Source organism: Stutzerimonas stutzeri (genome assembly GCF_018138085.1).
GTDB classification, from domain to species: Bacteria; Pseudomonadota; Gammaproteobacteria; order Pseudomonadales; family Pseudomonadaceae; genus Stutzerimonas; species Stutzerimonas stutzeri_AI.
Map to the genome: position 1 here is coordinate 3,701,078 of NZ_CP073105.1, position 14,339 is coordinate 3,715,416.

Below are 14,339 nucleotides of genomic sequence, written 5' to 3' on the forward strand. Positions count from 1 at the left end.
CCGCGCCGAATGCGAACCGAGCCCGGATAAACGGGGTCAGCAACGTATCTGGACACCATCGTAGCTCCTGCATCGGGCGGAGCCGCATACAACCTTTGGAGAACATCGATTCGCCATGCCCTGTGCCAGAATCCGCGGCGCACGCTAAGCGATGCCATTCAACAATTATTAAGCATCCCGAGGAGCACCGATGTCGGCTCGAAACATCCTGGTGATTAACTGCGGCAGTTCGTCGATCAAGTTCGCACTGGTCAACGAAGCGCAAGCCACGTTCCCGCTGCAAGGTCTGGCTGAACGTCTTGGCAGTCCTGAAGCGGTACTGCACTGGCAGCAGGGTGACACCAAGCAGAGCCTGGATATCCCAGGTGCCGATCATCGTGCCGCGCTGGCGCAGTTGTTGCCGCTGGCGCAGGACGCCGCCGGTGGCAAGCTCGACGGCATCGGGCATCGCGTGGTCCATGGCGGTGAGCACTTCACCGGCTCCAGCCTGATCAACGAAGAAGTGCTCCAGGCAATCCGCGACAGCGCGCAGCTGGCGCCGCTGCACAACCCGGCCAACCTGGTCGGCATCGACGCGGCCATGGCCCTGTTCCCCGGTCTGCCGCAGGTCAGCGTCTTCGACACGGCCTTTCACCAGACGATGCCCGAGCACGCCTTTCGCTATGCGTTGCCCGAGTTTCTCTACAAAGAGCACAGCGTTCGCCGTTACGGCTTCCACGGCACCAGCCACAACTATGTCAGCAAGCGTGCCGCCGAAATGACCAATCTGCCGGTCGACGACAGCTGCTGGCTGACCGCCCACCTGGGCAACGGCTGCTCGACCTGCGCCATCGTCAATGGCCAGAGCCGCGACACCAGCATGGGCCTGACCCCGCTGGAAGGCCTGGTGATGGGCACGCGCAGCGGCGATGTCGACCCCAACCTGCACAGCTACCTGAACCGCACGCTCGGCTGGAGCCTGGAGCAGATCGACCGCATGCTCAACCACGACAGCGGCCTGAAGGGCCTGTCCGGGCTCTCCAACGACCTGCGCACCCTGCATGAAGCCCGGGTAGCGGGCCATGCCGGCGCGACCCTGGCGCTGGAGGTGTTCTGCTACCGCCTGGCCAAGTCCCTGGCGAGCATGGCCTGCGCCCTGCCCAAGCTCGACGGGCTGATCTTCACCGGCGGCATCGGAGAGAACTCGATCGCCGTGCGCAGCCGCACGCTCGAGCACCTCAAGCTGTTCAACTTCAAGCTGGACGAAGAAGCCAACGCTCGCTGCACGCGCGGAGTCGGCGGAGAAATCCAGGCAGCGGGCAGCCCGCGCGTTCTGGTCGTGCCGACCAACGAAGAACGCCAGATCGCCTTGGACACCCTCGCTCTGCTTGACGCCTGACAACTCGCCGCAGCGCTTCGCACTGCACAATCCGACGACCCTATGGCGCGTCGGATTGGTCGACTCGGCCCCGCATCGCCCATCGCTCGACAGGAGATCACCATGCATACGCTCTTTCTCGCCCCCAGCGGTTTCGGTGGCGGCCTCAATTCCGTCAGCCTTGGCCTGATCCGGGCGCTGGAACGCGCCGGGTTGAAGGTTGGCTTCTTCAAGCCCATCGCTCAGCCCTTCCCGCTCGATCAAGGGCGCGAGCGCTCCTGCGTGCTGGTGGAAAACACGCTGAACATCGCCGCCCCGGTCCCGCTGCCTTTGGAGCAGGTGGAGCGCCAGTTGGCCGATGGCGAGCTCGACCTGCTGCTCGAGGATGTAGTCAGCCGTTATCAGGAAGTCGCCACCGGCAAGGATGTGGTCATCGTCGAAGGCATGGTGCCCACCCGCGAGTTCAACCATACCTCGCGCATCAATACCCACCTGGCGAAAAGCCTGGATGCGGAGGTCATCCTGATCGCCGCGCAGGGCACCGATACCCTCAAGCGCATGGCCGAGCGGATCGAGATTCAGGCGCAGCTGTTCGGTGGCGCCAAGGATCCGAAAGTACTCGGCGTGATCCTCAACAAGATCAAGAGCGACGATGGCGTACCGGCTTTCGTCGAGCGCCTGAAAGAGCAGCTGCCGCTGCTCGGCAGCCAGGACTTCCAGTTGCTCGGCGCCATCCCCTACGCCGAGCGGCTGAACGCCCTGCGCACCCGGGATATCGCCCAGCTGCTCGATGCCAAGGTGCTGCATGCCGGCGAAGCCGAGCGACGCCGGGTCGACAAGATCGTCCTGTGCGCCCGCGCCGTCCCCAACACCGTGCAGTTGCTGGAACCCGGCGTTCTGGTCGTCACGCCCGGTGATCGTGACGACATCATCCTGGCGGCGAGCCTGGCCTCGCTCAATGGCGTCGAGCTGGCCGGACTGCTGCTGTGCAGCGACTTCGCTCCGGATCCTCGCATTCTCGAGCTGTGCAAGGCCGCGCTCGATGGCGGCCTGCCGGTCATGACGGTACAGACCGGCTCCTACGACACCGCTACCAATCTGTTCGCCCTGAACAAGGAGACGCCGGCCGACGATATCGAGCGCGCTAGCCAGGTTACCGATTTCATCGCCCAGCACTTGCAGCCCGAGCTGCTGCATACGCGCCTCAGCGTGCCACGCAGCGAGCTGCGCCTGTCGCCTCCGGCGTTCCGCTATCAGCTGGTCCGCCGTGCACAGCAGGCCAACAAGCGCATCGTACTGCCGGAAGGCAACGAGCCACGCACCATCCGCGCGGCGGCGATCTGCCAGGAGCGCGGCATCGCGCGCTGCGTATTGCTGGCCAAACCCGAAGAAGTGCAGGCCGTCGCCCGCGAGCAAGGCATCCTGTTGCCGGCCAGCCTGGAAATTCTCGACCCCGAGCTGATCCTCAACCATTACGTCGAACCCATGTGCGAGATGCGCAAGGCAAAGGGACTGACCCCTGATGATGCTCGCGAACAGCTCAAGGACACCGTCGTGCTGGGCACCATGATGCTGGCGCTCGACGAGGTCGACGGCCTGGTTTCCGGCGCGGTGCACACCACCGCCAACACCATTCGCCCGGCACTGCAGCTGATCAAGACCGCGCCGGGCTACAGCCTGGTGTCCTCGGTGTTCTTCATGCTGCTGCCCGACCAGGTGCTGGTCTATGGCGACTGCGCAGTCAATCCCAACCCGAACGCCGCCGAGCTGGCCGAGATCGCCCTGCAGAGCGCCGAGTCCGCCGTCGCCCTGGGCGTCAACCCGCGCGTGGCGATGATCAGCTATTCCACCGGTACATCCGGCAGCGGCGCGGAGGTGGAGAAGGTCGCCGAGGCGACCCGCATCGCCCAGGCACGCGCACCCGAGCTGCCGATCGACGGTCCGCTGCAGTACGACGCCGCCTCCGTGCTGAGCGTCGGCCGTCAGAAGGCGCCGAACAGCAAGGTGGCCGGACAAGCCACGGTGTTCATCTTCCCCGACCTGAACACCGGTAACACGACTTACAAGGCGGTTCAGCGCAGCGCCAACGTGATCAGCGTCGGCCCGATGCTGCAAGGCCTGCGCAAGCCGGTCAACGACCTGTCCCGCGGCGCGCTGGTCGACGATATCGTCTTCACCATCGCGCTCACTGCGCTACAGGCCGACAGCGGCAAGCAAGCCGAGTAACCCACCGGCGTCACGACATGCCTGGCCTGCCTCGGGCCAGGCATGTCGTCATTCGGTATTCCTAGCTTGCAGTTCGGTGCGCAATCGGTACGCTTGCCGCCTTTCGACGGATATACGAGCCAATCGATGCTGAGTGTCCTTCCTGCTCCGCTCCGGGGCGTCCTTGCCGGCTTGGCGCTGGCGCTGAATACCTTGTTCTGGTGCTGGCCGCTTTTTGCGCTCTCGCTGTTGAAACTGGCGTTGCCGTTCCCACGCATCCAACGCGTACTGCGCTTCGGGATGCACTGGGTCGCCGAGTCATGGATGGCGGGCAACGGCCGCTGGATGGACAGCGTGCGCCGCACCCGTTGGGACGTGCAGGGCCTGGACAAGGTCGACATGCGGCACTCCTACCTGGTCACCAGCAACCATCAGAGCTGGGCCGATATCCTGATGCTGCAATACCAGCTGAACCGCCGCATGCCGATTCTAAAGTTCTTTCTCAAGCAGGAGCTGATCTGGGTGCCGGTGATCGGCCTGTGCTGGTGGGCACTGGAATTCCCGTTCATGAAGCGCTTCAGCAAGGAATACCTGACCAAGTATCCGGAAAAGCGTGGCGAGGATCTGGCGACCACCCGCAAGGCCTGCGAGCGCTATCGGACCAACCCGGTGTCGGTGTTCAATTTCCTCGAAGGCACCCGCTTCACCGGGGACAAGCACAACGAGCAGGCCTCACCCTACCGTTACCTGCTCAAGCCCAGGGCCGGCGGTATCGCCTTCGTGATCGACGCGATGGGCGAACAGCTGACGTCGCTGATCAACATCACTATTCATTACCCGGACGGCAACCCGAGCTTCTGGGACCTGCTGTGCGGACGCATCGCCCAGGTGGTGATGCGTATCGAGTCGCAACCCATCCCCGCCGAGTTCCTGCATCGCAGCTACGATCAGGACGAGGGCTACCGGCTGGCGTTCCAGCAATGGGTCAACCAGCTCTGGAGTGAAAAGGACGCCCAGCTCGAAACCCTCCACCGCCAGTACCCGCCGGCCCGCTGACCTCGGCAGCTGGCTATTCGGACCAACTGTCCTGGTCGGCCCAGTCGACCGTCCGGGGGAACGCCAGGGCGTCGTCGACCGACAGGCCCGGGGCCACCAGGAAGCCCTGCATCACCTGGCAATCGTGAGCGATCAGCCAGTCTCGCTGGGCCAGGGTTTCAACCCCCTCGGCAATCACCTCCAGGCCCAGATTGCGCCCCAGGTCGATGATGGTGCTGACCACGGCCGCATCGCGGGGCGAGTCGAGCATATTGGCGATGAACAGCCGGTCGATCTTCAGCGTGTCCAGATCGAAATGCCGCAGGTAGGCCAGCGAGGAATAGCCGGTGCCGAAATCGTCCACCGCCACCCTGACACCCAGCTCGCGCAATTGTCGAAGCTTGTCGCAGCTCTGCTCGAGATCTTGCATCAGCGCCCCTTCGGTAACCTCCAGCTCAAGCTGGCGCGGGTCGAGCTGTGACTCCTCGAGCAGACGGCGCAGTTCGTCTATCAGACCTGCCCGACCGAACTGCACCGGACTGATGTTGAAGCTCAGGATCATCTTTTCGCCGAACCGCTCGCGCCAATCACGACACTGGGCGAGCCCTTCGCGCAGGGCCCACTCGCCGACGCGGTCGATCAGCCGGGTTTCCTCCAGCAATGGAATGAACACGTTCGGCTCGACCTTGCCACGGCCACTGTAGTCCCAGCGCAGCAGCGCCTCGAAGCCGCGCAGCTCACCTGTTTCGAGGATCACCTGCGGCTGGTACGCCAGGGCGAAACCATTGCGCTCGATGGTGCTGCGCAGGTTCTCCTCCATCATCAGGCGCGCATGCGCGCGGCCGTTCATCTCGTTAGAGAAGAAGCGGTATTGCTGGCGGCCATTGCGCTTGGCTTCATACATGGCCATGTCCGCGGAGCGCAGCAGTTCCTCGACGCTCTGGCCGCAATCGGGGAAATGGGCGATGCCGATACTGGCGCCCAAGGTGACATCGGTGCCGTCAATAGTGTGGCGCACCGAAATCAGCTCGATCAGCTTCTCCGCCACCTTGGCGGCGTCTTCGGGATGATCCAGCGAGTCGAGCAGCGCGGTGAACTCGTCACCCCCCATGCGGGCGATGATGTCGTACGGACGCATGCAGGCCTCCAGCACCCTTGCCACCCGGCAAAGAATCTCGTCGCCGGCATCGTGTCCCAGCGAGTCGTTGATGCGCTTGAACCCGTCCAGATCGATGTAGAGGATCGCCATGCGCTTGCCGTTCCGGTCGACCCGCGCCAGCGCCGATTCCAGCGCCTGGTGGAAGCCGCGTCGGTTCAACAGGCCTGTCAGCGAGTCGGTGACCGCCTGCGTTTCCAGCTGTACGTGCAGATTGCGCACTACCGACATGTCCAGCGCGATGACCACCATCGAGCGCTGCTGGCGTGGCAGCGGCGACGACGACAAGGCCACCGGCAAGGTACCGCCGTTGGCGGTATGGAGCTGCGCCTCGTGCAGACGGTAGGTGTTACCGCTGCGCCATTGCCTGTAGAACTCCGTGTCGCGCCAGGCCTCGGGCATCTGTGGCGCGGCGAGATGATCGACCAACGCCGTGCCCTGCAGGTCATCGATGCTGGTGTGCAGCATCTGGGCGATCGCCGGATTGGCGAAATTGATATAGCCATCCTCACCCACCACCAGAATGCCCTCGGCGGCGTTGTTCAACACCGAGGCATTGAACGCGCGGGCACTGTCGAGCTGCTGGGTCAGCAGCTGCAAGTCGCGACGATTGTGTTCGTGGCTGAGCAGTGTGTTGATCTTGTGCTTGAGGACCTGCGGATCGAAGGGCTTGAGGATGAAATCCACCGCCCCGGTCGCATAACCACGCAACACCGACTCACGGGTATGTGCGATGGCCGAGACGAAAATGATCGGCGTGTAGCGCGTATGCGGGCTGCCACGCATCAGACGCGCCACTTCGAAGCCATCCATGCCCGGCATCTGAACGTCGAGCAGCACCAGCTCTACGTCCATGTCGAGCAGCGCCTGCAGCGCCGCTTCGCCGGAATTCACGGTATGCACCTGCCAGTCACCATCGCCAAGCAGGGCTTCCATGGCGACCAGATTCGCCTCGCGGTCATCGACCACCAGCAGCGTCCGGGTACGGGGCTGCGATTTGGCTTGTAACCGGGCCATCAGCGCTTTCCTCTGCCCGGCGAACAGCCATTTCCGACAACGACGGCGCTGGCCGCTGCGCCAATCCGGCATGAACGATGCGTCACACGCTTCTCCTTATGGGCTCTTGTGAGGGTCATCGACCCGCGCCAGACAACGCCGCAGCAGCTCGACCAAACTGCAACCCTCGACCGGTTTGAACAGAACATCGTCCGCACCAAGGGCGATGCTCTGGTCCCGGGCGGCCGGATCGTCACCGACCACCAATGCCACGATCGGCACCTGACAACCATAGTCGTTTCTCAGCTGTCGGATCAGCGCAGGCGCGCCCTCATTCGGGAGAGCCATGTCGACCAGAGCCAGATCAAACGCATCTTCGTCGAATCGCTCGAGCGCTTCGACGCCGTTGGTCGCCGGAACCACCTGCAACCCCTGCTCGTCGAGCAGGGCGCTCAGGGCGTAGATCGCCCGCACGTCCGAATCCACCAGCAGCACCCGCTGCCCCAGCAGCGGTCGTCCCGCTTCCTCCATGCCCAGCGCCGCGGACTCAGCCGCGGCGGGCTTCAATGCATTTTCCATATGCTCCAGTCCCTCTGTTTTTGACAACGCAACCGATGGATAACGCCGAAGCCGCTGCAGATTCTTTTCCGACAGCGGCTTTTGGCTGTTGAGTACTACACGCACGCCTTCGAGCGGCCGTAGGCGATCCAGAGCCTCGAGCAGGTCCAGGCCATCTTCGCCGGGCAGATCGAAATCGATGACCAGCGCCGTGAAGCTGTGCTCGGCATATGCCAGCCTCGCTTCATCGCTGCGCTGGCATTCGGTGACCCGGTACCCGAGGCGATCAAAGTGTTCACGCAGTTGCCGGCGTCGTTGCGGATCGGTTTCCACCAACAGCAACGTCATCGAACGCTCTTCCTGGCGCGCCAGATCGACGAACAGACGTTCCAGCTCCGCCTGGGCCACCGGCTTGAGCAGGTAGCGTGAACCATCGTCCGCCCAGCCCTGCGGCTGCGGCACGCAGGAGATAATGAACACGGGTGTGTCCTGGTGACGAGGATCGGCGCGCAACATGCGGTGAACCTGCCAGCCGCTGATATCGGGCAGCAGAATGTCAAGGATGACCGCCGCGAACCGCTCCTGGCGAAGCGCGTCCAGCCCCTCCTGGCCGGTGCCACAGATCACGCAGGGAAAGCCATGGGACTGCGCGACTTCGGCCACCACCGAGGCGAAGTCGGCATCGTCCTCGACGATCAGCAGGCCACCGCCCTGCCCCCGGTGCGGCGAGGTCCGCAGCGTCCGGATCTCGGTCGTCGCGGCCAGCTTCAATGGCAACTCGACGGTAAAACTCGAGCCCTGACCCGGCGCGCTCTTGAGACGAATACCGCCTCCCAGCACCTCGGCCAGCTGCCTGGCAATGGCCAGCCCGAGCCCGGTACCACCGTACTGCCGACTGATAGAGCCGTCGATCTGCTGGAACGCCTGGAAGATGCGTTCGTGCTGATCCTCGGCGATGCCGATGCCGGTGTCGTTGACGCAGATTCGCAGCATGGCCTCATCGCCGGGCTGCTCTGACGGTTCGCACGACACGTGGACATCCACTGATCCTTGCTCGGTGAACTTCAAGGCATTGGTGACAAGGTTGCGCAGGATCTGCTGCAAGCGCGCCCGGTCGCTGACTATCGAGACCGGCACGTTAGGGTCTATGCGCGAGGAGAGAGACAATCCGTTCTGTTCGGCCATCGGCTCGAGCCCGGAGAGCAATTCGGCCAGTAGCTCGGCCAGGTCGACCGGCTCCGGCTTGATCTGCATGTGGCCGGCCTCGATCTTCGCCAGATCGAGCACGTCGTTGATGAGCTGCAGCAGGTCCTGGCCGGCACGGTGAATGATGTCGGCGTGCCGAACCTGCTTGTCGGTCAGGTTGCTCGCCGCGTTCTGCCTCATCTGGTCGCTCAGGATCAGGATGCTGTTGAGCGGCGTGCGCAACTCATGCGACATGTTGGCGAGAAACTCGGACTTGTAACGATTGGCCACCACCAGCTCGTTGGCCTGGTCGCGCAGACGCCGCTCCGCCGCCTTGCGATGGCCGATATCGATCACCACCGCCTGCACCAGCAGCTCTTCGCCGCTGCGCAGCGGCGACAAGCCGACTTCGACTGGCAGTAGATGACCGTCCCGGTGCCGACCATACAGCTCGCGGTTTTCGCCGAGGCGAAGTGACTCGGTCGCCTGCCCGAAGCGGTGCCGCACCTCGTGGTAGGCCCTGCGCATCGACTCGGGGATCAACAATTCCACCGGCTGGCCCAGCAACTCCTGGCGGCTGTAGCCGAACAGCAGCTCGGTCTGTCGGTTGACCATGACGATGCGCCCGTCGTAGTCGAACAGCAGGAAGGCGTTCGGCGACGCCTCGACGACATTACGGAATCGCTCTTCGTCACGCTTGCGCTGCTGCAGGTCGACCAGATTGAGCAGGTGGTGAATGCCGTCATCGCGCCTGAAACTGGTCAGGCTCAGAGAGACGGGGATGGGCGTGCCATCCTCGCGCAATGCCTGGCTTTCCTGGTGATTGGCCTCCATTCGCGCGCCGCCGAGCGGATCGCTCAGTGCGCCCGGCACATACCGGCTGAGGCGCTCACCGGCAAGCAGCCCTGCACTGCTTCCGAGCAGCGCCGCGGCACTCTGGTTGGCCAGCTCGATTCGCCCACGGTCGTTGCACAACAAGGTCGCCACCGGCAACTGCTCGATCAGTTGACGGAACCAGGCCTCGCGCTCCTGCAGTTGCGCGCCGAGGGCCTGACTGCTGCGCAGCGCCCGTTCGCGCAGATAGAGATAGCCACCGATCAGCAACGAAAACAGCACTGCTGCGGTCATCGCGGCCGCCAGATTGTATGCACCGCTGGTTCTGTTCAGCAGCGCTTCATATTCAGGTGTGCTGGCGACTTCCAGCTGCCAGCTGCGGCCGTACATGTAGATATTGCGGGTGCGATGGAAGCGGGCATCACTGCTGACCGGCGCGCGCCCTACCAGCAGCGCCTCACCCGGCGCGGCGGCATCGAATAGCTGCAATTGGAACAGCTTGTTGCGCGAGCCCAGCACGCCCTCGATCAGATCGGTCAGCCGGAACGCACCGTGCAGCGTGCCGGCAAAGGCGGCCTGCCGCTCTTCCAGCGTGGTGATCGGTGCACCGACCCGGTATAGCGGGAGGTAAAGAAGGATGCCCACCTGCGCGTTCTGCTCGGTTTCCTGCTTGAGCCGTACCGGCCCGCTGAGCATGGGCGTGCCGATGTTGCGCGCGGCAGTGATGGCTTCCCTGCGCGTCCGCTCGCTCAGCATATCGAAGCCCACCACTCGACGATTGCGCCAGTCGAGCGGATGGATGAAATCGGTGATCAGGTACTCGTCGCGCTCACCCGCCGGGTACATGCGGAAGTTGCCACGGCCATCGCCGCGAATCTGCTCGAGCACAGCGGCCAGATTGTCCGCCCGCGCATAGCGCGCCAGCGCGACCGCCTGAATACCGGGGTAGAAGTCCTGAAGCTGAAGCTGATCGACAGCGCGGTTCCACTCATCCAGCTTGACGGATTCGCCGCCCACGAAGAGACCGGCAAGCCCGCGCATGACCATTTCGTATGCGCGCATCCGCTCACGCAGATTACTTTCGACGTCGTTGACCGCCAGATTGAAGCGCTGCGCCTGCTCGGCGCGAATCCGGTCCTCCTGGACCTGCCATTGCCAGACGACCCATCCTCCGAGCCCGGCCATCAAGGCCAATGTCACTACCAATGGCAGCCAAGGCTTACGAGAATGGAGAGCAGAACGATCTACCATTCAACCTCCTCAGTGCCACCACACGGCTGGCTGTCACCAGCTTCAGAGTCGTGGCGGCCTCAGAGGTTCAATGCTAGCTGAAGAAAAGATAGAACACTGACGCCACTTATATGGCGTAGACGGCCCCGTTGCGGGGCCGTCTGGGGAAAGACTTACAGCGGCCGCAGGTTGATTTCCACCCGGCGGTTCTGCGCCCGTCCTGCGGCGGTGTCGTTGCTGGCGATGGGCTGGCTGGGGCCTGCACCGAAGGCGGAAATCCGCGCGGGCGCCACACCATTGCTTTCCAGGTAGGCCGCTACGCTACGCGCGCGCCGAGTGGACAGATCCTGATTGAGTTGCAGCGAGCCCGTGCTATCGGTGTGACCGACGATGTCTATGCCGTTCTTGTTGAACTCCTTGAACACCTGAACCAGCGAATTCAGGGTCGGATAGAAGCTGCTGGATATGTCCGCCGAATTGCTCGGGAAGGTGATATTGCCCGGCATGACCAGCGTCAGGTTATTGCCGTCGCGCTGGACCTGCACGCCGGTGCCTTGCAGTGTCTGACGCAGCTTGGCTTCCTGCGTATCGACGTAGTAGCCATAGCCGCCACCCGCCGCGCCGCCCACGGCCGCGCCGATCAGCGCGCCTTTGCCACGGTCTTTCTTGCTGGAAGTCGCAGCACCGATCACCGCCCCGCTGACCGCGCCAATGCCGCCATAGATGCCGGCCTTGCCTGCCTCGCGCTCACCGGTGTAAGGGTTGTTGGTACAGCCACCGAGCAGCGCCACGGTGGTGGCAATGGTGGTCAGCGTAATCAGCTTCTTCATGGTTACTTCCTTTATCTGCGGGACCTCAGCCTGTCGAAAAATACCGTTCCAGGCTGCAATGCGGCGCTAGGTTAACATCCGTCCCGCATCAGAACCGGAACGCGCCGACGAACCCGCATGTCTCAGGCGCGGACGAAGGGGTTCTCCCTCATCTCGTCGCCCAGACGGGTCTGCGGGCCGTGGCCTGTGATCACGATCGCATCCTCGTCGAGACGATACAGGCGCTGCCTGATCGACCGCTCAATGGTGGCATAATCGCCGCCCCAGAGATCGGTACGGCCAATGCCCCGGCGAAACAGCGTGTCGCCGGCCAGCAGCAGTTTCGCTTCAGGAAACCAGAAGCTCATCGAGCCCGGCGTGTGCCCCGGGGTGTGTAGCGCGACGCCACACCCACAGGCCAGCGCCTCGTCATCGACCAGCCACAAGTCGGGCGCCGGCACGGGCATATAGGGCACCCCGAAGAGCGCGCATTGCTGCTCCAGGCTATCCCAGAGGAATTGATCGTCCTTGTGCAGGTGCAAGGTCGCGCCGGTACGCTCCTTGATCTGCCCCGACGCCAGAAAATGATCCAGATGCGCGTGGGTGTGAACGATGCTGACGACCTTCAATCCCAATGCTTCGATGCGCGCGAGTATCCGTTGCGGATCGCCGCCGGGATCCACCACGATGGCCCTGCCGGTCAAGGAGTCGCCGATGATCGTGCAGTTGCATTGCAGCGGACCGACAGGAAAGGTTTCACTGATCAGCGTATGGCTGGTGTCTGACACATTGGCTCCTTGGTCGAGCGAATTTTTTCGGCAAAACAGCCACTACTAACCTATACGGCACGTGCGCACGTGTCATCTGGACGGAGAGTCGAGCCATTGACATAACGGAGCTGCAGCGCATTTTCGATGCCCTGCCCGGATTGTTCCTGGTGGTCGCCAACGATGCCGACTACACGATGGTCGCTGCCAGCGAGGAGCGCCTGCGGGCGACCTTGCTACGCCGTGAGGATGTCATCGGTCGCCCCTTGTTCGAGGTCTACAGCGGTGGCGAAGCGGCGGGCGCCAGCGCGTCGGGTGTCAATCAGCTACGCGCGTCCCTGGCGGAAGTGGCGCGCACCGGGCTGCCCCAGGTGCTCAAGACCGTGGGCTATCCGCTGCGGCGTCCGGATGCCGAAGGCGACGGCTACGAGAATCGCTACTGGGACGTGATCAACGTCCCGGTACTGGATGACCAGGGCCGCGTGAGCCACATCATCCACCGCGCCGAAGACGTCACCGAAAGCCTGCTCGACCAGGAGTCGGCGGCGCTGCGCCTGCGCGAGAGCGATGAGCGGCTCAACGCTGCGCTGCTCGCCTCCGGCACCGGAACCTTCTACTGGGACCTGCGCAACAACCGGCTGGACATGGACCTGCCCATGCAGCGCCTGGTCGGCCTGGAGGGCCTCACCTCCGGCTGGCTGGACGACCTGCTCGGTACGATTCATCCGGAAGACCGGGATGCCATTGCTCAGCAATGCGAACGCTGCGCCCGCTACGGCGAAGACTTTGAAATGCAGTTCAGGATCAGGCTGCCGGAGGGCAACGAGCGCTGGCTCTTCGAAAAGGGCCAGACCTTCGCCGACGCCCACGGCCGGCCTGCGTACATGGTGGGTGCCTGCCTCGACATCACCCAGCACAAGCGCACCGAACGGGCACTGCACCGCCTCAACGAAACCCTCGAGCAGCGGGTCAACGCGGAGGTCGCCGCACGCGCCAAGACCGAAGCGGCGCTGCGTCAGTCGCAAAAGATGGAAGCGGTCGGTCAGCTGACCGGCGGCCTGGCGCACGATTTCAACAACCTGCTGGCCGGCGTGATCGGCTCGCTGGAACTGCTCTCGCTCCGCCTGGACCAGGGCCGTACCGACGACCTGCATCGCTACATCCGCAGCGCGCTGTCATCGGCCACCCGCGCAACCGCGCTGACCCATCGCCTGCTGGCCTTCTCGCGCCGCCAGACACTCGACCCCAGCCCTACCGACCTGAACGCGCTGATCGAGGGCATGATGGAGTTGCTGCAGCGGACCATCGGCCCTCTGGTGAGCTATTCGACGCAACTGTCCGGCGACCTCTGGCTCACGCTCTGCGACACCAACCAGCTGGAAAACGCATTGCTCAACCTGACCATCAATGCGCGCGACGCGATGCCCGACGGCGGGGAGCTGACACTGATCAGCGAGAACGTGACGCTGAACGAGCCTCTCGCCCAGGAACTAGGCCTGCAGCCGGGCGAGTACGTGGCGCTCGGCGTCCGGGATACCGGCGTCGGCATCCCACCCGAACGAATTGGCTACGTGTTCGACCCCTTCTATACCACCAAGCCCCTCGGCGAAGGCACAGGGCTGGGGCTGTCGATGGTCTATGGTTTCGCCAAGCAGTCTGGCGGTGGCGTGCGCATCGAGAGTACGGTAGGCGAAGGGACCAGCGTCTGGCTCTACCTGCCCCATCACCAGGGCCAGTCGGCCAGCCAACACACTCCGATCACCACTGACCAGGCGCCCGCATCGGTACACGGGCAGACCGTTCTGGTGGTCGATGACGAGCCCAACGTCCGCACACTGGTCACCGAGGTGCTGCAGGAGATGGGGCTCAACACGCTGGAAGCTGCCGAAGGTCCCAGCGGCATGCGTATCCTCGACAGCGACGCGCACCTGGATCTGCTGATTTCCGATATCGGTCTTCCCGGCGGTATGAACGGGCGGCAACTGGCCGACGCCGCGCGCGAGAAACGACCGTCATTGCCGGTGCTGTTCATCACTGGCTACGCCGAAGGCTCGGTGCTGCAACGCAGTTCGACGCGATACGATTACGAGGTCCTAACCAAGCCATTCACCATCAACGATCTCGAAGGCAAGGTCCGCAGCATGCTCAAGCCTGACCAGCAATGATCCAGGATACGGCGACCGGCTGATCCCGGCCGCCAGGTCGAC

Annotated in this window: 8 protein-coding genes; 4 read left to right on the forward strand and 4 right to left on the reverse strand. The window is 63.7% G+C overall.

Translation table 11 applies throughout. From position 1 onward, the window contains the following. The first annotated feature begins 190 nt into the window (after positions 1-190). The 3 genes from KCX70_RS17095 (at position 191) to KCX70_RS17105 (ending at position 4,618) form a co-directional block, all read left to right on the forward strand. Positions 191-1,378 carry an acetate kinase gene (locus KCX70_RS17095; protein WP_021205908.1) on the forward strand — a complete coding sequence of 396 codons (1,188 nt, stop codon included), beginning with the start codon at positions 191-193 and terminating at the stop codon, positions 1,376-1,378. Between the two features lie 102 nt (positions 1,379-1,480). Beyond that, positions 1,481-3,583: a phosphate acetyltransferase gene (gene pta, locus KCX70_RS17100; protein WP_212618241.1), complete on the forward strand. Its 2,103-nt coding sequence runs from the start codon at positions 1,481-1,483 to the stop codon at positions 3,581-3,583. A 126-nt stretch (positions 3,584-3,709) separates the two neighbouring features. Further along, positions 3,710-4,618, forward strand: a complete 909-nt coding sequence (locus tag KCX70_RS17105) for an acyltransferase (protein WP_212618242.1) — start codon at positions 3,710-3,712, stop codon at positions 4,616-4,618. 13 nt (positions 4,619-4,631) lie between these two features. Here the strand turns inward: KCX70_RS17105 and KCX70_RS17110 are convergent, their stop codons facing one another. The 4 genes from KCX70_RS17110 to KCX70_RS17125 all read right to left on the reverse strand — a co-directional run bounded on the left by KCX70_RS17110 (position 4,632) and on the right by KCX70_RS17125 (position 12,153). Next, complete coding sequence (locus KCX70_RS17110) at positions 4,632-6,770, reverse strand: EAL domain-containing response regulator (RefSeq protein WP_212618243.1); 2,139 nt, start codon at positions 6,768-6,770, stop codon at positions 4,632-4,634. 96 nt (positions 6,771-6,866) lie between these two features. Continuing rightward, a complete protein-coding gene (locus KCX70_RS17115; protein ID WP_212618244.1) occupies positions 6,867-10,577 on the reverse strand; it encodes a CHASE domain-containing protein in 3,711 nt (1,236 codons plus the stop codon). A gap of 152 nt (positions 10,578-10,729) precedes the next feature. After that, complete coding sequence (locus KCX70_RS17120) at positions 10,730-11,386, reverse strand: OmpA family protein (RefSeq protein ID WP_102847541.1); 657 nt, start codon at positions 11,384-11,386, stop codon at positions 10,730-10,732. Positions 11,387-11,508: 122 nt separating this feature from the next. After that, complete coding sequence (locus tag KCX70_RS17125; protein WP_212618245.1) at positions 11,509-12,153, reverse strand: MBL fold metallo-hydrolase; 645 nt, start codon at positions 12,151-12,153, stop codon at positions 11,509-11,511. A 149-nt stretch (positions 12,154-12,302) separates the two neighbouring features. On the opposite strand from KCX70_RS17125, the gene KCX70_RS17130 reads away from it, so the two are divergent. Continuing rightward, positions 12,303-14,297 carry a hybrid sensor histidine kinase/response regulator gene (locus KCX70_RS17130; protein WP_336512525.1) on the forward strand — a complete coding sequence of 665 codons (1,995 nt, stop codon included), beginning with the start codon at positions 12,303-12,305 and terminating at the stop codon, positions 14,295-14,297. Positions 14,298-14,339 lie beyond the last annotated feature (42 nt).